The following is a 21,299-nucleotide window of genomic DNA, read 5'->3' as shown; positions in this document are numbered from 1 at the left end:
GGATTTATGCTCCCCTTGTCACCCAGTTTGCTTACCACCCTCGCCGCCGCCTGCTTATATGCCGCTGCGACTCTTTATCAGGGCTCTCGTCTGGCCACCGGCGCCAAGGCGAACAAGCGCCTGCTGGTCACGCTCGGCGTGCTGGCCGTACTGGCCCACAGCGCCAGCCTGCTCACCCACCTTCTGACGCCGATCGGCCTGGGCCTGGACTTTTTCAGCGCCGCCAGCCTGATTGCCGCGGCGGTCATCGCATTGACCCTGCTGGCCTGCTCGCGGATCCCGGTGGAAAACCTGCTCGTATTGCTGTTCCCGCTGGGGGCCGCGACCGTGTTGCTGGCGCAGTTCGCGCCGGCCGGCACTGTGCAGGTCATCGACGAAGAACCGGGCATCCTCGCCCATATACTCTTGTCGATCCTCGCTTACGGCATGTTCACCATCGCGGTGTTCCAGGCGTTGCTGCTGCTGGTTCAAGACCACCAGCTCAAGCACAAGCATCCGTCAGGACTGATCAAGAACTTCCCGCCGCTGCAAACCATGGAAAGCCTGTTGTTCGGTTTCCTGTGGGCCGGCTGGACCCTGCTATCGTTGTCATTGATCTCCGGCTGGCTGTTTGTCGACAACCTGTTCGCCCAGCATCTGGTGCATAAAACCTTGCTGGCGTGCCTGGCCTGGATTGTCTTCAGCGTGCTGCTATGGGGCCGTAACCGCCTCGGCTGGCGTGGACACAAGGCGATTCGCTGGACCCTCGCCGGTTTCTGCCTGCTGATGTTGGCGTATTTCGGCAGCAAGCTGGTTCGTGAATACATCCTGCATATCTGACGAGCGGCATTAATGGACGACTTGCCCATAGGGCCGATGCTCGCGGTATTGGCCCTGCTGATTTTATGGTCGGGGCTGTTTACCGCCATCGAAGTGGCACAACAGCATTTGCTGGCCCAGCGCACCGCCTCGCGTTCGAGCGACAAACCGGTGGCGAAGCTGAGCTTTCCGCTCAACAGCCTGATCTTCTGCAATACCCTGTGTCGCGCGCTGGTCATGGTGATCAGCACCTTGCTGGCGATTTTCACTTGGTCGGCCAATGGTCCGTGGGCTGCCTGCATTGGCGCTGGCGCCGCACTGCTGATATTCGCCGACTACCTGCCGCGCACCTTCGCCACTCGCTACCCTGACGCCGTGCTGAACCTGGGCAACACGTTGCTCGGTGTTCCTCTGAAAATCATCTACCCGGCCGCCTGGCTGCTCAACGCCATCAGCCAGTTGCTGATGCGACCGTTCGCCCGCAAAGTCAAAGTGGTACAGCAGAGCGAAGACGAGCTCCCAGGGGATCGGCACGACGATCACGACCACGGTGCCTGCCGCCCGCACCCGCTGTCCGGCATCCACGCGCTGGACAACATCACGGTTAACGACATTCTGGTGCCGCGCAGTGACGTCGACGGCATCAACCTCGACGATCCAATTGAAGAAATCATCGAGCAACTGCGCCACAACAAACGCACGCGCCTGCCGGTCTTCCACAGCGACATCAACCAGGTCGAAGCGGTGCTCAATACCCGGCACATCCGTCATTTGCTGCCCGATGCCAGCCTGACCATGGAAGCGCTGATGGCGGCCAGCCACGACCCTTATTTCGTCCCGGAAAGCACTCCGCTGCAGCTACAGCTGCTGAATTTCCACAAGCAGCAACGGCGCTTGGGCATGGTGGTCGACGAATACGGCGAAGTGCTTGGCATCGTCACCCTGGAAGACATTCTGGAAGAAATCGTCGGCGAGTTCGAAAGCCAGCACAACCTGCACAACCCACACATCCATCCCCAGGCCGACGGGCGTCTGGTGATCGATGGTGCGGCGTCGATTCGCGATCTGAACAAGAGCCTGGGCTGGCATCTCCCTAGCGACGGTCCGAAAACCCTTAACGGGTTGGTGACCGAGGCCCTGGAGACCATTCCGGACAGCGCGGTATGCCTGAAGATCGGTCGCTACCGGCTGGAGATTCTGGAAACCGAAGATAACCGCGTCACGCGGGTGCTGATCTGGCATACCAGCTCGGTGCCAGCCGTCATCTAAAGCCGACACATTACCCTGTGGCGAGCCCCTTGTTGAATCGTCAGGCGCCTTCCTATAATCGGGGCGCTTACCCAAGCCACGCCCCACCCCAGTGCTACCCGCACGCCGCATCAAAACCCACATCCCTGGGTGTTCGACCATAATAATTCGCTCCACTGGGGCACATGACTGTCAGGGATAACCGCATGACGACCAGCACGACTTATACCGAAACCACGCCTGCGCAACCGACGAACTCTGCCACCCGGGTGGCCACCGCGAGCTTCATCGGCACCGCCATCGAGTTTTACGACTTCTACGTCTATGCCACTGCGGCTGCGCTGGTGATCGGGCCGGTGTTCTTTCCGCAGACCTCCGGCACCGCGCAAATGCTGTCGGCGTTCCTCACCTTCGGCATCGCCTTTCTTGCGCGACCACTGGGTTCAGCGCTATTCGGCCATTTCGGTGACCGTATCGGGCGCAAATCTACCCTTGTGGCCTCGCTGCTGCTGATGGGCGTCTGCACCACGTTGATCGGTGTGTTGCCGGGTTACGACAGCATTGGCGCCTGGGCGCCGATCCTGCTGTGTGTGCTGCGCTTTGGCCAGGGCCTGGGACTGGGCGGTGAATGGGGCGGTGCGGCGTTGCTGGCGACCGAGAATGCGCCCAAGGGCAAACGTGCCTGGTTCGGCATGTTCCCGCAGCTTGGCCCTTCGATTGGTTTTCTGGCAGCAAACGGGCTGTTCCTGACCCTGGCCATGACCCTGAATGACGAACAATTCCGCTCGTGGGGCTGGCGGATCCCCTTCCTGCTCAGCGCCGTTCTGGTGATGGTCGGGTTGTACGTGCGCCTCAAGCTCCACGAAACCCCGGTGTTCGCCAATGCCATGGCCCGTCAGGAGCGGGTGAAAATCCCGCTGGTCGAGCTGTTCAGCCAATACTGGGCACCGATGCTGCTGGGCGCCGGGTCGATGGTGGTGTGCTACGCACTGTTCTACATCTCGACGGTGTTTTCGCTGAGTTATGGGGTGTCGACCCTCGGCTATACCCGTGAAACCTTCCTCGCCCTGTTGTGCTTCGCCGTGCTGTTCATGGCCGCAGCAACGCCGCTGTCGGCATGGGCCAGCGACCGTTACGGGCGCAAACCGGTGCTGATCATCGGTGGCGTGCTGGCGATTCTGTCCGGATTCTTGATGGAACCGCTGCTGACTCACGGCTCAACTTGGGGTGTGGCGCTGTTTCTGTGCATCGAACTGTTTCTGATGGGCGTGACGTTTGCGCCGATGGGCGCGTTGCTGCCGGAGCTGTTCCCGACTCACGTTCGCTATACCGGTGCGTCGGCGGCCTACAACCTCGGTGGGATCGTCGGTGCCTCGGCGGCGCCGTTCTTTGCGCAGAAACTGGTGGCGATGGGTGGTTTGAGTTATGTCGGAGGGTATGTGTCGGGGGCGGCGGTGCTGAGCTTGATTGCGGTGCTGTGCTTGAAGGAGACACGGCATAACGATTTGAATCGAGTCGCCTGAAGAAAAAGCTTCGCGAGCAGGCTCGCTCCCACATGGATCACACCGAACCTGTGGGAGCGAGCCTGCTCGCGAATGCCGCGCCTCGGTTTACAGCTCGACGACAACAGCCTGCGCAGCGCGGGTCGCTTTAGCCCGAGCCAATTCAATCGACTCATCCCGCGCCAACGCCACACCCATCCGGCGCTGGCCATTCACTTCAGGCTTGCCGAACAGACGCAACGCCGTGTCCGGCTCACTCAATGCCGCACCCAGGTTAGCGAAAGCAGTCTGGGTCGACTGCCCTTCCACCAGAATCACCGCCGAAGCCGAAGGCCCGAACTGACGGATCAACGGGATCGGCAGGCCCAGAATCGCCCGCGCGTGCAGCGCGAATTGCGACAGGTCCTGGGAAATCAGGGTCACCAGGCCGGTGTCATGCGGACGCGGCGAAACTTCGCTGAACCACACCTGATCCCCTTTGATGAACAACTCGACGCCAAACAGACCACGACCACCCAAGGCTTCGGTCACGGCTTTGGCCACGCGCTCGGACTCAGCCAGGGCAACCGGGCTCATGGCTTGCGGCTGCCACGATTCCTGATAGTCGCCCTTCTCCTGACGGTGACCGACCGGCGCGCAGAATGTGGTGCCACCGACGTGACGCACGGTCAGCAGGGTGATTTCGTAGTCAAAGTCGATGAACCCTTCGACGATCACGCGACCTTTGCCGGCGCGACCGCCTTCTTGCGCGTAGTCCCACGCGGTCTTGACGTCATCGGCGCTGCGCAACAGGCTCTGGCCCTTGCCCGACGAACTCATCACGGGCTTGACCACGCACGGGAAGCCGAGGTCTTCAACGGCTTTGCTGTAGTCCTCGAAGGTATCGGCGAAGTGGTACGGCGACGTCGGCAGGTCCAGCTCTTCGGCGGCCAGGCGACGGATGCCTTCGCGGTTCATGGTCAGCTGTGCAGCACGTGCGGTCGGGATCACGGTGAAGCCTTCGGCTTCCAGTTCGACCAGCGTGGCGGTGGCAATGGCTTCGATTTCCGGCACGATGAAGTGCGGCTTCTCGGCTTCGATCACTGCACGCAGGGCGGCGCCGTCGAGCATGTTGATCACGTGGCTGCGATGGGCAACTTGCATGGCCGGCGCGTTGGCGTAACGGTCGACGGCAATCACTTCAACGCCCAGGCGTTGCAGCTCGATCACCACTTCCTTGCCCAACTCACCACAGCCACACAGCAATACGCGGGTCGCGGTTGGCGACAATGGAGTTCCGATACGGGTCATCTCAGGTCCTCAAGAAGCGGATCATCGAGGGATGCAACGCCTGGCGCGCTTCCCATGGGGAGAAAGCGCGGCATTTTACATGAACCGCAGGGTTTGGCTTCAGCTGACGACGGCCTGTTTGCGCAAGCGCCAGGCCATGATCAGCCACACGGCGGTCACGCCAGCGAACTTCGAGCCCATGGCGGTGAGGATCACGCCTGGGGTGAAGGCGTCGATCATGCCGAAGAAGATGAAGGTATCGAGGGGAATGCTCAGCGCCGAACTTATCCACAGGCGATCGTGCAGCGGACGCTTGGTGATGCTGAACACCAGCCAGTCGATGCATTCGGACACCGCGAACGCTGTGGCGCTGGCCAACGCTATGGACGGATCGGAAGTGACGTAGGACAGCACCAGCGCGGCCAGCATCGCGGCGATGGCGCCGTGGCCGAAGCGGGTTTGCACCATGTCGCGGAGCACGAACACCAACCCGCCCCAGGCCGACCAGATAATGTCAAGGTGTGGGGCGGTGGAAAAGGCGTAGTTGATCAGCACGACGCTGCTGATGTAAGCGATCAGGAAGAGCATGGGGCGTGGGGATACCTGTCAATTTGGCGCACAGGTTACTTCAGGAGACAGGATGGACCAAGCGCGGAGGTGGCAGCGAAGGCCTCTTCGCGAGCAGGCTCGCTCCCACAGGGGACCGCGTTCTAACAGAAAGAATGCGACTCAATGTGGGAGCGAGCCTGCTCGCGAAGGCCGCACCTCATTTATCCGATTTTGTTCCAATCATCCAGAGCAACCCGCTGGATTTCGCTCGTTCATGACACAACCCCAACACCGCGCGGCGCTCGTCGTTGGTCATCCGGCTCCAGCGGGTGATCTCTTCCACCGTGCGCTGACATCCGGTGCAAATATCATCGTCATCCAGTGCGCAAATATTCACGCAGGGCGAGAGCACTGGCCGTTCTGTGGCGCTCATTCTTCCTGCTCGACCAGATCGCGGGCGTAGCGCTGCGAGTTATGCACATAGTGAGCGGCGCTGGCTTCGAGCATCTTTTTTTGCGGTTCGGTCAATTCCCGCACCACTTTGCCCGGCGAACCCATGACCAGCGAACCGTCGGGAATTTCCTTGCCTTCGCCGATCAGCGAATTGGCGCCGATGATGCAGTTCTTGCCGATCTTCGCGCCGTTCAAAATCACTGCATTAATACCGATCAAGCTGTAGTCGCCCACGGTGCAGCCATGCAGCATGGCGTTGTGGCCGATGGTCACGCCGGTGCCGATGGTCAGCGGGAAGCCCATGTCGGTGTGCATCACCGTGCCGTCCTGAACGTTGCTGTTCTTGCCGATCAGGATCAGTTCGTTGTCGCCGCGCAGCACGGCGTTGAACCAGACGTTGGCGCCCTCTTCCAGTTTGACCTTGCCCACCAGCACGGCATTGGGTGCGACCCAGCTCTGCGGATGGGTTTCGACGCGGGCGTCGCCCAGGCGATATTTCATCTTGTTGTCCTCAAGGCCAGGCAGGCTCGGTTCACGCCATACGAACGATGGCTTCAGGTGTTGATAAAACTCTTGGGCGGTTGATGCAGGCTGATTTTGGCGTCATAGAGCAGGTTGATCAACTCGACGATCATAATCGCCGTCAGGCCCCAGATCTTGTATTCGCCATAACGATAGCTCGGCACGTACCAGCTACGGCCCTGGTAATCGATACGATGGGTGTGTTCGCGGGGGTCTTTGCGGAAGAATTCGAGCGGCACGCTGAAGACCGCTGCGATCTCGGCATCGTTGGCCCGGTACTCGACGAAGTCCGGGATCACGCCGACATAGGGCGTGACCTTGATGCCGTGCAGGGAGATCAGCGGGCTGAGCGGGCCGATGACTTCGACCAGCCCCGGCGGCAGGCCGATTTCTTCTTCGGCTTCACGTAGCGCAGTGAAAATCAGGTCGGGGTCTTCGGGGTCTCGGCGACCGCCGGGGAAGGCGACTTCACCGCCATGGGTCGAGAGCCCGCTGGCGCGCAGGGTCAGCACCAGTTCCGGTTCATCGCTGCGAGTGATGGGGACCAGGACCGCGGCTTCGGGGAAACGTTTATCGGTTTCCAGCGTTGTCGGCGTGTGGTTGCTTACCCGATGAAGTAGCTCGTCCAGCATGAGTGCTCTCGATCTGTGCCTTACCCTGCATCATGCACCAATCGAACGGACCGCCCAACCCCATAAACACGGCATGTCGCTAAACGACAACTTGCCGACTGACACCGCCGCACGCCAAGATAGGCGCAGCATTCAGGAACCCAAGCATGAAATTTTGCAGTCAGTGCGGCAACCCGGTGATCCAGCGCATTCCCGAAGGCGATTCGCGCCTGCGGTTTGTCTGTGACAGCTGCGATACGATTCATTACCAGAACCCCAATATCGTCGCCGGCTGTGTCGCGACCTGGGGTTCGAAAGTGTTGCTGTGTCGACGCGCCATCGAGCCACGGCGCGGTTACTGGACCTTGCCGGCCGGTTTCATGGAAAACGGTGAAACCATCGAGCAGGCGGCCATTCGCGAGACTGCCGAAGAAGCCTGCGCCCGGGTACGCAACCTGAGCATCTATACGCTGATCGACGTACCGCACATCAGTCAGGTGCATGTGTTCTTTCGCGCGGAGCTTGCGGACCTGGACTTTTCAGCCGGCCCAGAGAGCCTGGAAGTGCAGCTTTTCGAAGAAGCCGACATCCCTTGGTCCGACCTGGCTTTCCGCACCGTGGGCCGTACCTTAGAATGCTTCTTCGCTGACCGGCGGGCCGAGGATTACCCTGTGCGGTCCGAGTCGATCCCGCCGCTTGCTCAGCCTGCCATCACTTAAAACATCTATAACTAAAATAGCCGACACCTCTAGGGATATCGTTTCAATGCGCTGGTTGCTTGCCGTGTTCTGCTTGTCGTTCGTCGCAATGTCGCAGGCTTCCGTCGTGGAAACCGTGAACGGCAAAGCCATCGAAAAAGTCCTGATTCTCAAGTCCGCCCATCAATTGCAATTGATCAATGACGGCAAGCCGCTCAAGACTTATCGCATCTCCCTGGGCAAACACCCCAAGGGGCCGAAGCTGATGGAGGGCGATAAACGCACGCCTGAAGGTTTCTATTGGGTGGACTGGCGCAAGGTCAGCGATCGCTTCAACCTGGCCATGCACATCTCCTACCCGAACATCAGCGACTCCGCCCGTTCGCGGCGTGAAGGTGTCGATCCCGGTGGCATGATCATGATCCACGGCACTCCGGACACGGAAGACACCCCTGAAGACCTGTTCCACACCCTGGACTGGACCGACGGCTGCATCGCCATGCGCAACATGGACATGCGCGAAGTCTGGAACCTGGTGCCGGACGGCACGATGATCGAAATCCGCCCGTAACGTCCACCCCCTCGCCACAAACGGCGACCTTCGGTCGCCAGCAAAAAAATAATTTCAAAAGATCGCAGCCTGTGACAACGCCTGCCGGGGTGATACCAATTCCCCGCGCAAGCGTCACCACGGACTGCGATCTTTGCGTTCAAAACCGCCATCGTTAATACCACTTCAACCCACCCGCCTATAAGTCCGCCAATCAGGACAGGCTTTCCTACGCCCACAACAAAGCACTGGCATTGACATGGTATTTAAGTGGTATTAGTTTTCATCGCACAACCGGGCGACAACAATCCTACATCCGCATCGGACCAAACCTACATGAATGACCTCCGGGCCTTACGCCCCGACGACACCCAACCCACGCCGTTGTACCTGCAACTGGCGCGCAATCTGGAAGCGGCCATCCATGCCGGCCAGTGGAAAGCCGAACAGGCCATGCCGTCGGAACGCAGCCTCAGCGAAATGCTCGGCATTTCCCGCGTCACCGCACGCAAGGCGCTGGAAGTGCTGTTCGAGCAAGGTCTGATCCGCCGCAATCAAGGTTCCGGCACCTTCATTACCCCACGCCTGGAACAACCGCTGTCGCGGCTCTCGGGTTTCAGCGAAATGCTCCGGCTCAAGGGCTTCGTTCCCGGTTCGCAATGGCTGGAACGGGAAATCACCCCGCCGACCCACGAAGAACTGATTCGCCTGAGCCTCTCGCCCAACGACAAGGTCGCGCGGCTCAAACGCCTGCGTAAAGCCGACGACACCGTGATGGCGATCGAGATGAGCACCCTGCCTGCCTCGATCATTCCAAAGCCGCAAGCCGTGGGCGACTCCCTCTACGAATTCCTCGACGGTATCGGCAAACCGGTCGTGCGCGCGCTGCAACACATCCAGGCGATCAACGCCTCGGATGAATTTGCCGCCCTGGTCGGCATCGCCCCCGGCACCGCCATGTTGCTGATGACCCGGGTCGGTTATCTGGAAGACAACACGCCCATCGAAGTCACCGACACCTATTGCCGCAACGACTACTACGACTTTGTTGCAGAGCTTCGCCGCTAAGCGCCAGGAAAACGATCATGACCGAAGACAACATCCTCACCGCCCACGGCTGGATTCGCGGCCGGCTGATTCACGAACACGGCAAAGTCGTGTCGATCGAAGGCGTGCCATGCGATCCGGCGGACAATGACTTGCCTTATCTGCTTCCGGGTTTCATCGACCTGCACGTCCACGGCGGCGGCGGCAAAGACATCATGGAAGGCGCAACAGCCTTCGAGACCATCACCCGAACCCACGTGCGCTTCGGCACCACGTCGCTGCTGGCGACCACCATGACCGCGCCGAGCGAAGAGATTTCCAGCGTACTCAAAGCGATCGGCGAGTTCTGCGAGACGCGCCCGACAGGCAGCGCCCGGGTACTCGGCGTGCACCTAGAAGGCCCGTACATCAACCCTGGCAAACTCGGCGCACAACCGAACTTCGCCCACACCGCGTTGATGGCCGAAGTCGAAGAGTATCTGGCGCTGGCGCCGATCCGCGTGATCACCATCGCCCCGGAAATCGCCGGCCATGACGCTTTGATCCGCGCCCTCAGCGCTCGCGGCGTACGCATGCAGATCGGCCATACGCTCGGCAGCTACGAGGAAGGCGTCGCAGCGCTGGCGGCGGGTGCGAGCAGTTTCACTCACCTCTACAACGCCATGAGCCCGCTGCATCATCGCGAGCCGGGCATCGTCGGCGCAGCACTGGCCCACGCCAAATATGCCGAGCTGATTCCGGACCTGTTGCACGTACACCCCGGCGCCATCCGCGTGGCCCTGCGCTCGATTCCGTGCCTGTATTGCGTGACCGACTCCACCGCCGCCGCCGGCATGCCCGACGGTGAATACAAGCTCGGCAGCCACACCGTGACCAAATGCCTGGGCGGCGTGCGCCTGCCCGACGGCACCCTCGCCGGCAGCACCCTGACCATGGACCAGGCGTTGCGCAATCTGGTGAAGATCGGTTTGCCGATTGCCGAGGCCTCGCAACGTCTTTCGCAATTCCCCGCCGATTACCTCGGCCTTGAAGAACGCGGCCGCCTCACACCGGGCAGCTGGGCCGACTGCGTGCGGCTGGATCGCTCACTCACACTGACCGCCGTCATGGTCGAAGGAGAAGACATTGACTTCAAAAATGCTTGAAGAGGCGCTGTCCTCGTTCGAGGCCGTGCAGGCCCAATTGCAACAGCTCGACCCGCAGATGCTCGAGATTGCCGGACGCCTGCGTCGTCAACCACCGCAAGTGGCGATGACCGTCGCCCGTGGCAGCTCCGACCACGCCGCCAGTTACTTCGCCTACCTGACCATGCAACTGCTGGGCATTCCGGTGGCGTCGTTGCCGATGTCGGTGGTGACCATGCAGCAAGCGCCGTTAAAAGTCAGCGGTCAGGTGGCGTTTGCCTTCTCGCAGTCCGGGCAAAGTCCTGATCTGGTGAACAGCCTGCGCCTGTTGCGCAAGCGTGGTGCCCTGAGCATTTCCATGGTCAATGCCGAAGGCTCGCCACTGGAGGCAGCGTGTGAATTCAGCCTGCCCTTGTTGGCCGGCACCGAAAGCAGCGTCGCCGCGACCAAGAGTTTTATCGCCACGCTCAGCGCCAGCGCTCGTCTGATCGCGCACTGGAAAGACGATGTAGAAATGCTCGAAGCCGGCAACGCCCTGCCGGACGGTCTGCGTGACGCCGCGCAGCAGGATTGGAGCGTGGCCATCGACGCCCTGCGCGATTGCCAACGCCTGATGGTGATCGGTCGCGGCGCCGGGTTCGCCATCGCCCAGGAAGCGGCGCTGAAATTCAAGGAGACCTCGGCGATTCAGGCGGAAGCGTTCAGCAGCGCCGAAGTCCGCCACGGCCCGATGGCCTTGATCGACGAACACTATCCGCTGCTGATCTTCGCCCCACGCGGTGCCGAACAGGCCGGTTTGTTGAGCCTCGCCGCCGACATGCGCCAACGTGGCGCCCGCGTATTGCTGGCCGCGCCCGATGACATCGCCGAACGCGACCTCACCCTGACCCGCGCCGAACACCCGGCCCTTGATCCGATCCTGGCGATCCAGAGTTTCTACGTCATGGCCGCCGGTTTGGCGGTTGCCCGCGGCATGGACCCGGACCAGCCGCGTCATTTGAGCAAAGTCACCCGAACCCATTGATCCAAACCGTCGTTTTATTCATGAGACCGAGCCATGCATAACAACAATAAAGAGCTGACCCTCAGCGCCCCGCTCAGCGGCCCGGTGCTCACGCTCGCCAAGGTCCCGGACCCGGTGTTCGCCAGCGGCGCAATGGGCGACGGGATCGCCATCGATCCCCTGAACGACACCCTTCATGCCCCTTGCGCCGGCGTCGTCGTGCACGTCGCCCGAACCGGGCATGCGATTACCTTGCGTGCCGATAACGGCGCCGAACTGTTGCTGCACCTGGGCCTCGACACGGTCGAGTTGCAGGGCGAAGGCTTCTCGATGCTGGTCAAGGAAGGCGCGCGGGTCAGCAATGGCCAGCCGCTGTTGCGCTATGACCTGGACAAGGTTGCGCAGCAGTGCAAAAGCCTGGTCAGCCTGATGATCCTGACCAACAGCCAGGAATTTCAGGCACGGCCAATCACCCTCAAATCGGTGAAGGTCGGCGAGCCGTTGTTGCACATTATTCGCCGGCAGTCCTGCGGTGCGATGGTCGAAACCGACGCCTCGGGCATCGAAGTGAACGGGCATGTCCAGGTCGCCTTTCGCGGCGGTTTACATGCGCGCCCTGCGGCGCTGATTCGTCAGACCGCGCAAGGTTTCAAGAGCAAATCGCAGCTGCATTTCGGCGGTAAATCGGCGACCTGTGACAGCTTGATCGGGCTGATGGGCCTGGCGATCGGCGAGCAGGATGAAGTGCAAGTCAGTTGCCAGGGCGCAGATGCCGAAGCGGCGTTGCAAGCCTTGTTGACCGCGCTGGCCACCGCCCTGGCCGAAGACAACCACGCCGCCGCGCCAACGCCGATCGCCCAACGCAATCGTCCCGCCGAAGCCGGTGTGCTACACGGTGTTTGCGCCGCGCCCGGTCTGGTCGGTGGGCCACTGTTTCGATTGAGCGTCATCAGCCTGCCGGTTGATGCAGGTAATCATGATCCCGAGCAACAACGGCATGCGCTCGATACCGCGCTGACCCTCGTGCGTAGCGAAATCGAGCACACCCTGGCCCAGGCCAAAAAGCACAAGCACACCGACGAAGAAGCGATTTTTGCAGCGCACCTCGCGCTGCTTGAAGATCCGGCACTGCTGGACGCGGCGAATACCTCCATCGACCAAGGCATCGCCGCGACCCACGCCTGGAGCCAGTCAATCGACGCCCAGTGCGAAGTTCTGCAGCAACTCGGCAGCCCGTTGCTGGCCGAGCGCGCCAATGATCTGCGCGACCTCAAACAACGCGTGTTGCGCGCCTTGCTCGGTGAGGCCTGGCATTACGACGTGCCGGCGGGTGCCATTGTCGCGGCGCACGAACTGACCCCGTCCGACCTGTTGCAACTCAGCCAGCAAGGCGTCGCCGGGTTGTGCATGGCCGAGGGTGGTGCGACCTCCCACGTGGCGATTCTTGCGCGCGGCAAAGGCTTGCCTTGCATGGTTGCACTGGGCTCGGCGCTGCTGAATCTGGAGCAAGGCCAATCGGTGGTGCTGGACGCTGACGGGGGTCGTCTCGAACTGGTACCGACCACTGAACGCTTGGCCGATGTGCATCAGGCGCAACTCGATCATCAGCAGCGCCGCGCGCTTCAACAGTCTCAAGCGCACACCCGCGCACTGACGCTCGACGGTGTGCATATCGAGGTGGCAGCCAATGTCGCGTCCAGCGCCGAAGCGGCCGATGCGCTGGCCAATGGCGCCGACGGTGTCGGCCTGCTGCGTACCGAGTTTCTGTTCGTGGATCGCAATACCGCGCCGGATGAACAGGAACAGCGCCTCGCCTATCAAGCCGTGCTCGATGCGATGGGCGACAAATCGGTGATCATCCGCACCATCGACGTCGGCGGCGACAAGCAACTCGACTACTTGCCCCTGCCGGTCGAGGCCAATCCGGTGCTTGGCTTGCGCGGCATTCGTCTGGCTCAAGTGCGTCCGGAATTGCTCGATCAGCAACTGCGCGCACTGCTGCATGTTCACCCGATATCGCGCTGCCGAATTCTGTTGCCAATGGTCACCGAGGTCGACGAGCTGCTGCACATTCGCAAGCGCCTTGAGGCGTTGTGTTCTGAACTCGGCGTGAGTGAACGCCCGGAGCTTGGGGTGATGATCGAAGTCCCGGCCGCAGCATTAATGGCCGAGCACTTGGCCGAACATGCGGATTTCCTGTCCATCGGCACTAACGACTTGTCGCAATACACCTTGGCCATGGACCGCGACCACGCGGGCCTCGCTTCACGCGTCGACGCCCTGCACCCGGCGCTGCTGCGCTTGATCGCACAGACCTGCGCGGGTGCGGCGGTGCATAACCGTTGGGTTGGCGTCTGCGGCGCGCTCGCCTCCGACCCGCTGGCGACGCCGGTGTTGATCGGCCTGGGGGTCAGCGAATTGTCGGTGAGCCCGGTGCAAATCGGCGAAATCAAAGACCGCGTGCGCCACCTCGACGCCGCCGAATGCCGACGCATCAGCCACGACCTGCTCAAACTGAGCAGCGCTGCGGCCGTGCGTCACGCCTGTCACCAGCAATGGCCTCTGAGCTGAAAACAACAACTCTCAAACAATAAGAGCACAGGGAGATTCGCCATGTACCAACACTTCATCGAAGGCCTGCAGCGCCTCGGGCGCGCATTGATGCTGCCGATCGCAATCCTGCCGATTGCCGGATTGCTGCTGCGCCTCGGCGACACTGACCTGCTGAACATCGCGATCATTCACGACGCCGGCCAAGTGATCTTCGCCAACCTGGCAATGATCTTCGCCATCGGCATCGCGGTCGGTTTCGCCAAGGACAACAACGGCACCGCAGGCCTGGCCGGGGTGATTGGTTACCTGGTGATGATCTCCACCCTCAAGGTGCTGGATGCGAGCATCAACATGGGCATGCTCGCCGGGATCGTCAGCGGCTTGATGGCCGGCGCGCTGTACAACCGCTTCAAGGACATCAAGTTGCCGGAGTACCTGGCGTTCTTCGGTGGCCGGCGCTTTGTGCCCATCGTCACCGGGTTTGCCGCCGTCGGCCTGGGCGTGATCTTCGGGTTGATCTGGCCACCGATCCAGCAAGGCATTAACAGCTTCGGCGCCTTGATGATGGAAAGCGGCAGCTTCGGCGCTTTCGTCTTCGGCGTGTTCAACCGTTTGCTGATCGTCACCGGCCTGCATCACATCCTCAATAACATGGCGTGGTTCGTCTTCGGCAACTTCACCGACCCGACTACGGGCACCATGGTCACCGGCGACCTGTCACGCTACTTCGCCGGCGACCCGAAGGGCGGCCAGTTCATGACCGGCATGTTCCCGATGATGATCTTCGGTCTCCCCGCCGCCTGCCTGGCGATGTACCGCAACGCCCTGCCGGAGCGGCGTAAGGTTATGGGCGGGATCTTCCTGTCGATGGCCCTGACGTCGTTTTTGACCGGCGTGACCGAGCCGATCGAATTCGCCTTCATGTTCCTCGCGCCGTTTCTGTATTTGCTGCATGCGCTGTTGACGGGGTTGTCGATGGCAATCACCAATGCGCTGAACATTCACCTTGGGTTCACCTTCTCCGGTGGTTTCATCGACATGATTCTCGGCTGGGGCCGATCCACCAATGGCTGGTTGGTGATTCCGGTGGGGCTGGCGTATGCGGTGATCTACTACGTGGTGTTTGATTTCTGTATCCGCCGTTTCAACCTCAAGACGCCAGGACGCGAAGAGATGCCTGCCGGCGAGAAAGTCGTGGTCGCTGAAAACGAACGGGCCGGGGCATATATCAAGGCCTTGGGCGGTGCGCACAACTTGATCACCGTTGGGGCCTGCACCACGCGGTTGCGGTTGGACATGGTGGATCGCAACAAAGCCAACGATGCCGAGTTGAAAGCGCTGGGGGCGATGGCGGTAGTGCGTCCAGGTAAAGGCGGGAGTTTGCAGGTGGTGGTTGGGCCGATGGCGGACAGCATTGCTGATGAAATTCGCTTGGCGATGCCGGCGTTGGGGCGTGCGATTGTGTCCTCTCCTCCTGCTGTTATCGATGCGCCGGCACCTGCGGCGGTGGCCGCTCCGGAAGCGCAGCAATGGCTGGATGCGTTGGGGGGCGGCGAGAATGTGCTGCAGATGGACTGCATCGCCATGACACGGATTCGGCTGCAACTGGCGGATGGCAAATCGCTGTCGGAGTGTGATTTGAAGGTGCTGGGGTGTCAGGGTGTCAGTCAGCTGGAAGGTGGCGTTTGGCACCTGCTGATTGGTGACAAGGCATCGAGCTTGAGTGATGCGCTGGAGGTGTTGGTGAATCGAAGTGAGGTGAGTGCCAAGGTCTGAATCTCTGGCGCCTGTCAGTCCGTCATCGCGAGCGAGCTTGTTCGCGATGAGGCACTAAATAACACCTTGGACTCAACGCCCGCAGGTCATGACCGGTCCTGCGGGCTTTTTCATTTCAACTACCCCAGCGGATCGGGATGCGACCCCCACGCTGCTCCGCCTCGTAATGCCGAGTCTGGAATGGCATAAGAGCTTGAGCCTTCAGGCCGAGGCCTTCATTCAGCCCCCAGGAAACGGCAAGTACATCACGGCGCCTACGAAGGGGTACGACTGCATAGGGCGCGTCCCCTTGCCTGGCAGTCGAGTACGCAAAAAGCTCAAGAGCATTGAGGGTTTCGGACACGCGGCTATCGGACACGCACGAAAAACGAGTAAACCGTTCGAGTAAATAGCCTGCACGCCGAACTTCTACCTCATCAGTGTGGCAGTTCAGAAAAGCAGTTACTTCACTCTCAAGATTCAAATTGGAGTACCAAACAGCTTTGGCAGCGCTGACCAGCGCAGCGTCATCTGCTTGATTCAAAGGTTTTTTGACCAAGGTGTCCAAGGCGGATGAGAGGACGTGGCCGCTATGGGGCGTCGCCATCTGTAGTCTCCAGGTAATATTGAGTAATTGCGTCCGGCGATTCCATCTTTGAACCTCAAGTGGATTGAAGTGTTTGTGATGGACAAAGGTTGGACGTGGCACTTCCGACGGACAACCTGAAAAAATTGTCGGATATTTCCTCGAGCGATGTAGCCGTTACAGCGCCGCACCGCAGCTCCCACAGGGAATTTTTACACCTGCAAGAGATTGGTCGGCTTTCAGGCCGCCTTCGCTGGCAAGCCAGCTCCTACAGTAGATCGCCGTACAGCCCTTGCTTTTCACCACTCAACAGGCCGAGCGTTAGCTCGCCGGCAGCTCTTGATCTTGATTCACCCGCCCCCTCGGGAGGCTGAGTGGAGGTGTTCATCCGGGGAGTGGCGCGCAGCGCCGTTCGACGCAGTCGAACACGCTGCATGTAGGTCGTAGCGAAGCAGACCGGAGGGCAGTGTCCCCGGATGGATACCGGAGCGAAGGAACGCCGAGCTTTAGCGAGGGGCCGGACGCTCGGGGCGAGCCTTTTTTTGCTTACTTTTTTTTGGCGTTTGAAAAAAAGTGAGTCGCCGTAAGGGCGAAACCCTAAGTGGCCGTTACCGCAGAAATGGATATGTACTCAGTCAACAACAGCATGGTCGGCCCGAAGGCCGTCATCGCAGGCAACAAAAAACCCGCTGAACGCAAATTCAGCGGGTTTCTCATTTCAGCAGTCAGGAAGATCAGAAGTCTTCCAACCGCCACACTTCATAAGCCGGCGTCTCGTAGGGATGGCTCTCTTTCAAAGCCACCACCACCGCGCGAATCAACTCATCGCTGACCACCAGCTCAACCTTCCATTCCTCAACCTGCTCAACCTGCCCCGCCTCACCAATAAACGGCTGACTGCCATCCAACGGGCGAAACTGGCCAAGGCCGAGCACTTGCCACGCGCAATGGTCGTAAGCGCCGATCCGTCCGCCACCGGCGGCAAAAACGGCACTCTTGACCTGTTCCACATGACTGGCCGGAACAAAAAAACTCAGCTTGTACACGACGCTTAGTTCACCCACACGCGAGCGTTACGGAACATACGCATCCAAGGTGCGTCTTCGTTCCAGTCTTCCGAACGCCACGAGTTCTGCACGGCGCGGAACACGCGCTCCGGGTGCGGCATCATGATCGTTACGCGACCGTCGCGGCTGGTCAAACCGGTGATCCCGCGTGGCGAGCCGTTCGGATTGGCCGGGTATTTTTCGGTGACCTTGCCATGGTTGTCGACGAAACGCATCGCCACGCAACCCGACAGATCGGCTTCCAGCAACGCTTCTTCGCTGGCGAACTCGGCATGACCTTCACCGTGAGCGATGGCGATTGGCATGCGCGAACCGGCCATGCCCTGCAGGAAGATCGAGTTCGACTCCTGGACCTGAACCATCGCCACGCGCGCTTCGAACTGCTCGGAGCGGTTGCGTACGAAGTGCGGCCAGAACTCGCTGCCCGGGATCAGCTCGTGCAGGTTGGACATCATCTGGCAACCGTTGCACACGCCGAGGGTGAAGCTGTCGTTACGTTCGAAGAAGCCCTGGAACGCATCGCGAGCGCGGCTGTTGAACAGCGCGGACTTGGCCCAGCCTTCGCCGGCACCGAGCACGTCGCCGTAGGAGAAACCGCCGCAAGCGACCATGCCCTTGAAGTCGTTCAGGTCGACACGGCCGGCCAGAATGTCGCTCATGTGCACGTCGATCGCGTTGAAACCGGCGCGGTCGAACGCGGCCGCCATTTCCACCTGACCGTTGACGCCCTGCTCACGCAGTACGGCAACCTGTGGGCGAATGCCTTTCTTGATGTAAGGCGCGGCGACGTCCTGGTTGACGTCGTAGCTCAGCTTGACGCTCAGGCCCGGGTTGTCTTCTTCCAGCAGCACGTCGAACTCTTGTTCGGCGCAGTCGGCGTTATCACGCAGACGCTGGATCTGGTAGCTGGTTTCAGCCCACTGACGCTGCAGCAGACGACGCTGACCTTCGAACACGGTTTCGCCGTTGAAGGTGATGTTGATCTGGCCGTTGTTCATCGGCTGACCGATCACCGACACGCAGTCACCCAGACCGGCTGCGCTGAACTGCGCGAGGATGTCCGGGGTGGCGTCCTGACGAACCTGGATCACCGCACCCAGTTCTTCGTTGAACAGGATCGCGGCGATGTCAGCGGAGGTTTCCGCCAGGCCGTCGAGGTTCAGGCTCAGACCGCAGTGACCGGCGAAGGCCATTTCCACCACGCTGGTCAGCAGACCACCGTCGGAACGGTCGTGGTACGCCAGCAAGTGACCGTCGGCATTCAGGCCCTGGATCACCGCGAAGAAGGCCTTGAGGTCTTCGGAATCGTCAACGTCCGGCGCTTGCGAGCCGAGCTTGCCGTGCACCTGGGCCAGGATCGAGGCGCCCATGCGGTTCTGGCCACGGCCCAGATCAATCAGGATCAGGTCGGTGGTGCCTTTGTTCATGCGCAGTTCCGGGGTCAGGGTCTGACGGATGTCAGCCACTGGCGCGAAACCGGTCACGATCAGGGACATCGGCGAAGTGACTGTCTTGTCGACGCCATCGTCGCTCCAGCGCGTGGCCATGGACATGGAGTCCTTGCCCACCGGAATGGTGATACCCAGCTCAGGGCACAGTTCCATACCGACCGCTTTCACGGTGTCGTACAGACGCGCGTCTTCACCCGGGTGACCGGCAGCGGACATCCAGTTCGCCGACAGTTTGATGTCGGAGATCTTGTTGATGCGCGAAGCCGCGATGTTGGTCAGGGTTTCGCCGATGGCCATGCGGCCCGACGCCGGAGCGTCCAGCAGTGCCAGCGGAGTACGCTCGCCCATGGCCATGGCTTCACCGGTGTAGACGTCGAAACTGGTGGCGGTGACGGCAACGTCGGCCACCGGAACCTGCCACGGGCCGACCATTTGGTCACGGGCCACGAGGCCGGTGATGGTACGGTCGCCGATGGTGATCAGGAAGCTTTTGCTCGCCACAGCCGGGTGATGCAGCACGCGTTCTACGCAGTCTGCAATCTCCAGCGTCGACGGATCGAAGTCGTCGCCCAGTTCGTTTTCACGAACGGCCGAACGGTGCATGCGCGGGGCTTTGCCCAGCAACACTTCGAGTGGCATGTCCACCGGGCTGTTGCCGAAGTGACTGTCGGTGACGGTCAGTTGCGGCTCGGCAGTGGCTTCGCCGACTACGGCGAACGGGCAGCGCTCGCGCTCGCAGATCGCCTGGAAGCGTTCGAAGTCGGCCGGGCCGACCGCCAGAACGTAGCGTTCCTGGGATTCGTTACTCCAGATTTCGTGCGGGGCCATGCCCGGCTCGTCGTTTGGAATGTTGCGCAATTCGAAGCGGCCACCGCGGTTGCCGTCGTTGACCAGTTCCGGGAAGGCGTTGGACAGACCGCCCGCGCCGACGTCGTGGATGAAGCTGATCGGGTTTTTGTCACCCAACTGCCAGCAACGGTCGATGACTTCCTGGCAGCGACGTTCCATCTCAGGGTTTTCGCGTTGTACGGAAGCGAAGTCCAGGTCAGCCGAGCTGGTACCGGTGGCCATGGAGGAAGCCGCGCCGCCGCCCAGGCCGATCAACATCGCCGGGCCGCCGAGCACGATCAGCTTGGAGCCAACGGTGATCTCGCCTTTCTGTACGTGTTCGGCACGGATGTTACCCATGCCGCCGGCCAGCATGATCGGCTTGTGGTAACCACGAACTTCGTCGCCACGCGGGGTGGTGATCGACTGTTCGAAGGTACGGAAGTAACCGGTCAGGGCCGGACGACCGAATTCGTTGTTGAACGCGGCGCCACCCAGTGGGCCTTCGATCATGATGTCCAGCGCGGTGACGATGCGCTCAGGCTTGCCGTACGGCACTTCCCACGGCTGTTCGAAGCCCGGGATTTGCAGGTTGGACACGGTGAAACCGGTCAGGCCAGCCTTCGGCTTGGCGCCACGGCCGGTCGCGCCTTCGTCACGAATCTCACCGCCACTGCCGGTGGATGCGCCCGGGAACGGGGCAATCGCAGTCGGGTGGTTGTGGGTTTCGACTTTCATCAGGATATGCACCGGTTCCTGCACCGCGCCGTACTGACGGGTTTCAGGGTCCGGGAAGAAACGGCCGGCGACGTTGCCGACGATGACCGAGGCGTTGTCCTTATAAGCCGACAGAACGCCTTCGCTGTGCATCACGTAGGTGTTCTTGATCATGCCGAACAGGCTTTTTTCCTGGCTCTGGCCGTCGATATCCCAACTGGCGTTGAAGATCTTGTGGCGGCAGTGCTCGGAGTTCGCCTGGGCGAACATCATCAGTTCGATGTCGTGCGGGTTGCGCTTCAAGCCGACGAAGGCGTTGACCAGGTAGTCGATTTCGTCTTCGGCCAAGGCCAGGCCCAGCTCGGTGTTGGCTTTTTCCAGCGCGCCGCGGCCGCCACCCAGCACGTCGATCGCGGTCAGCGGCTTCGGTTCGGCGTGGCTGAACAGGCCGGCGGCCTGCTCGAGGTTGGCCAGAACGATTTGCGTCATGCGGTCGTGCAAGGTGTCGCAGATCAGCTGTGCTTCGGCATCGCTGAACTGACCGGCTACATAGAACGCGATGCCGCGTTCCAGGCGCTGGATCTTGCTCAGGCCGCAGTTGCGAGCGATGTCGCTGGCTTTACTGGACCACGGCGAGATGGTGCCGAAACGCGGCAACACCAGGAACAGACGACCGGTCGGCTCTTGTACCGGAACACTAGGGCCGTACTTCAGAAGGCGCGCGAGCACCTGCTGTTCGTCGCCGGTCAGGACGCCGGTAACTTCGGCGAAGTGAGCGAATTCAGCATACAGGCCGCTGACAGCCGGGACCTTCTGGCTCAGTTGCTCAAGAAGTTTGCTGTGGCGAAAGGCAGAAAGGGCAGGAGCGCCGCGCAGGATCAACATCTTCGGGACAGCCTCGGGAGGGGTGTGCTTTGAGGCCGTGCATTCTAGCCTAAACCGCCCGCGACATCACCCGAAACGGTACA

General features: G+C 61.0%; 18 protein-coding genes. 10 read left to right on the top strand and 8 right to left on the bottom strand.

Annotated elements, in window-relative coordinates:
* The first annotated feature begins 6 nt into the window (after window positions 1–6).
* The 3 genes from ACWKV5_RS04720 (at window position 7) to ACWKV5_RS04710 (ending at window position 3,569) form a co-directional block, all read left to right on the top strand.
* Window positions 7–819, top strand: coding sequence for a cytochrome C assembly family protein (locus tag ACWKV5_RS04720; RefSeq protein WP_140666509.1), 813 nt, complete (start codon window positions 7–9; stop codon window positions 817–819).
* A gap of 12 nt (window positions 820–831) precedes the next feature.
* Window positions 832–2,067: a transporter associated domain-containing protein gene (locus ACWKV5_RS04715; RefSeq protein WP_483840387.1), complete on the top strand. Its 1,236-nt coding sequence runs from the start codon at window positions 832–834 to the stop codon at window positions 2,065–2,067.
* A 185-nt stretch (window positions 2,068–2,252) separates the two neighbouring features.
* Entirely contained in the window at window positions 2,253–3,569 is a 1,317-nt protein-coding gene (locus ACWKV5_RS04710) for an MFS transporter (RefSeq protein WP_310263622.1), read from the top strand.
* Between the two features lie 87 nt (window positions 3,570–3,656).
* Here ACWKV5_RS04710 and purT read toward each other — a convergent pair whose 3' ends face one another.
* The 5 genes from purT to ACWKV5_RS04685 form a co-directional block, all read right to left on the bottom strand.
* Window positions 3,657–4,838 (bottom strand): formate-dependent phosphoribosylglycinamide formyltransferase, encoded by a 1,182-nt coding sequence (gene purT, locus ACWKV5_RS04705; protein WP_140666515.1) that lies wholly within the window; start codon window positions 4,836–4,838, stop codon window positions 3,657–3,659.
* 99 nt (window positions 4,839–4,937) lie between these two features.
* On the bottom strand, window positions 4,938–5,405 hold the full coding sequence (locus tag ACWKV5_RS04700; protein WP_310263625.1) for a VUT family protein: 468 nt from the start codon (window positions 5,403–5,405) through the stop codon (window positions 4,938–4,940).
* A gap of 178 nt (window positions 5,406–5,583) precedes the next feature.
* Entirely contained in the window at window positions 5,584–5,799 is a 216-nt protein-coding gene (locus ACWKV5_RS04695; protein ID WP_483840386.1) for a DUF1289 domain-containing protein, read from the bottom strand.
* Entirely contained in the window at window positions 5,796–6,320 is a 525-nt protein-coding gene (locus ACWKV5_RS04690; RefSeq protein WP_034154816.1) for a gamma carbonic anhydrase family protein, read from the bottom strand. The genes ACWKV5_RS04695 and ACWKV5_RS04690 overlap by 4 nt, the downstream gene beginning before the upstream one ends.
* A 53-nt stretch (window positions 6,321–6,373) precedes the next feature.
* Window positions 6,374–6,973, bottom strand: a complete 600-nt coding sequence (locus tag ACWKV5_RS04685; RefSeq protein ID WP_483840385.1) for a CoA pyrophosphatase — start codon at window positions 6,971–6,973, stop codon at window positions 6,374–6,376.
* Between the two features lie 146 nt (window positions 6,974–7,119).
* Between ACWKV5_RS04685 and ACWKV5_RS04680 the strand changes: the two genes are divergently transcribed.
* From ACWKV5_RS04680 to nagE, 7 genes are all read left to right on the top strand, one after another.
* Window positions 7,120–7,671 carry an NUDIX hydrolase gene (locus ACWKV5_RS04680; protein WP_483840384.1) on the top strand — a complete coding sequence of 184 codons (552 nt, stop codon included), beginning with the start codon at window positions 7,120–7,122 and terminating at the stop codon, window positions 7,669–7,671.
* Between the two features lie 46 nt (window positions 7,672–7,717).
* Complete coding sequence (locus ACWKV5_RS04675; protein ID WP_483840383.1) at window positions 7,718–8,221, top strand: L,D-transpeptidase family protein; 504 nt, start codon at window positions 7,718–7,720, stop codon at window positions 8,219–8,221.
* 315 nt (window positions 8,222–8,536) lie between these two features.
* A complete protein-coding gene (locus ACWKV5_RS04670) occupies window positions 8,537–9,268 on the top strand; it encodes a GntR family transcriptional regulator (RefSeq protein ID WP_483840382.1) in 732 nt (243 codons plus the stop codon).
* 17 nt (window positions 9,269–9,285) lie between these two features.
* Window positions 9,286–10,392: an N-acetylglucosamine-6-phosphate deacetylase gene (gene nagA, locus ACWKV5_RS04665; RefSeq protein ID WP_483840381.1), complete on the top strand. Its 1,107-nt coding sequence runs from the start codon at window positions 9,286–9,288 to the stop codon at window positions 10,390–10,392.
* Window positions 10,373–11,395: an SIS domain-containing protein gene (locus tag ACWKV5_RS04660; RefSeq protein WP_483840380.1), complete on the top strand. Its 1,023-nt coding sequence runs from the start codon at window positions 10,373–10,375 to the stop codon at window positions 11,393–11,395. The genes nagA and ACWKV5_RS04660 overlap by 20 nt, the downstream gene beginning before the upstream one ends.
* A gap of 33 nt (window positions 11,396–11,428) precedes the next feature.
* The gene (gene ptsP / locus ACWKV5_RS04655) at window positions 11,429–13,945 is read left to right on the top strand and encodes a phosphoenolpyruvate--protein phosphotransferase (protein WP_483840379.1); all 2,517 of its coding nucleotides are present in this window, start codon (window positions 11,429–11,431) and stop codon (window positions 13,943–13,945) included.
* Between the two features lie 42 nt (window positions 13,946–13,987).
* On the top strand, window positions 13,988–15,703 hold the full coding sequence (gene nagE, locus ACWKV5_RS04650) for an N-acetylglucosamine-specific PTS transporter subunit IIBC (RefSeq protein ID WP_483840378.1): 1,716 nt from the start codon (window positions 13,988–13,990) through the stop codon (window positions 15,701–15,703).
* A 115-nt stretch (window positions 15,704–15,818) separates the two neighbouring features.
* Here the strand turns inward: nagE and ACWKV5_RS04645 are convergent, their stop codons facing one another.
* The 3 genes from ACWKV5_RS04645 to purL all read right to left on the bottom strand — a co-directional run bounded on the left by ACWKV5_RS04645 (window position 15,819) and on the right by purL (window position 21,216).
* Complete coding sequence (locus tag ACWKV5_RS04645) at window positions 15,819–16,289, bottom strand: hypothetical protein (RefSeq protein WP_483840377.1); 471 nt, start codon at window positions 16,287–16,289, stop codon at window positions 15,819–15,821.
* 713 nt (window positions 16,290–17,002) lie between these two features.
* Window positions 17,003–17,314: a YqfO family protein gene (locus tag ACWKV5_RS04640; protein ID WP_059181570.1), complete on the bottom strand. Its 312-nt coding sequence runs from the start codon at window positions 17,312–17,314 to the stop codon at window positions 17,003–17,005.
* A gap of 5 nt (window positions 17,315–17,319) precedes the next feature.
* The gene (purL, locus tag ACWKV5_RS04635) at window positions 17,320–21,216 is read right to left on the bottom strand and encodes a phosphoribosylformylglycinamidine synthase (RefSeq protein WP_483840376.1); all 3,897 of its coding nucleotides are present in this window, start codon (window positions 21,214–21,216) and stop codon (window positions 17,320–17,322) included.
* Window positions 21,217–21,299 lie beyond the last annotated feature (83 nt).

This window comes from Pseudomonas oplopanacis, assembly GCF_057128725.1.
This window is presented reverse-complemented; position numbering and strand designations above follow the sequence as displayed.

Excerpts from the sequence above, each read along its gene's own strand:
- ACWKV5_RS04720 (WP_140666509.1), top strand. The coding sequence starts at position 7 with ATGCTCCCCTTGTCACCCAGTTTGCTTACCACCCTCGCCGCCGCCTGC.
- ACWKV5_RS04715 (WP_483840387.1), top strand. The coding sequence starts at position 832 with ATGGACGACTTGCCCATAGGGCCGATGCTCGCGGTATTGGCCCTGCTG.
- ACWKV5_RS04710 (WP_310263622.1), top strand. The coding sequence starts at position 2,253 with ATGACGACCAGCACGACTTATACCGAAACCACGCCTGCGCAACCGACG.
- purT (WP_140666515.1), bottom strand. The coding sequence starts at position 4,838 with ATGACCCGTATCGGAACTCCATTGTCGCCAACCGCGACCCGCGTATTG.
- ACWKV5_RS04700 (WP_310263625.1), bottom strand. The coding sequence starts at position 5,405 with ATGCTCTTCCTGATCGCTTACATCAGCAGCGTCGTGCTGATCAACTAC.
- ACWKV5_RS04695 (WP_483840386.1), bottom strand. The coding sequence starts at position 5,799 with ATGAGCGCCACAGAACGGCCAGTGCTCTCGCCCTGCGTGAATATTTGC.
- ACWKV5_RS04690 (WP_034154816.1), bottom strand. The coding sequence starts at position 6,320 with ATGAAATATCGCCTGGGCGACGCCCGCGTCGAAACCCATCCGCAGAGC.
- ACWKV5_RS04685 (WP_483840385.1), bottom strand. The coding sequence starts at position 6,973 with ATGCTGGACGAGCTACTTCATCGGGTAAGCAACCACACGCCGACAACG.
- ACWKV5_RS04680 (WP_483840384.1), top strand. The coding sequence starts at position 7,120 with ATGAAATTTTGCAGTCAGTGCGGCAACCCGGTGATCCAGCGCATTCCC.
- ACWKV5_RS04675 (WP_483840383.1), top strand. The coding sequence starts at position 7,718 with ATGCGCTGGTTGCTTGCCGTGTTCTGCTTGTCGTTCGTCGCAATGTCG.
- ACWKV5_RS04670 (WP_483840382.1), top strand. The coding sequence starts at position 8,537 with ATGAATGACCTCCGGGCCTTACGCCCCGACGACACCCAACCCACGCCG.
- nagA (WP_483840381.1), top strand. The coding sequence starts at position 9,286 with ATGACCGAAGACAACATCCTCACCGCCCACGGCTGGATTCGCGGCCGG.
- ptsP (WP_483840379.1), top strand. The coding sequence starts at position 11,429 with ATGCATAACAACAATAAAGAGCTGACCCTCAGCGCCCCGCTCAGCGGC.
- nagE (WP_483840378.1), top strand. The coding sequence starts at position 13,988 with ATGTACCAACACTTCATCGAAGGCCTGCAGCGCCTCGGGCGCGCATTG.
- ACWKV5_RS04645 (WP_483840377.1), bottom strand. The coding sequence starts at position 16,289 with ATGGCGACGCCCCATAGCGGCCACGTCCTCTCATCCGCCTTGGACACC.
- purL (WP_483840376.1), bottom strand. The coding sequence starts at position 21,216 with ATGTTGATCCTGCGCGGCGCTCCTGCCCTTTCTGCCTTTCGCCACAGC.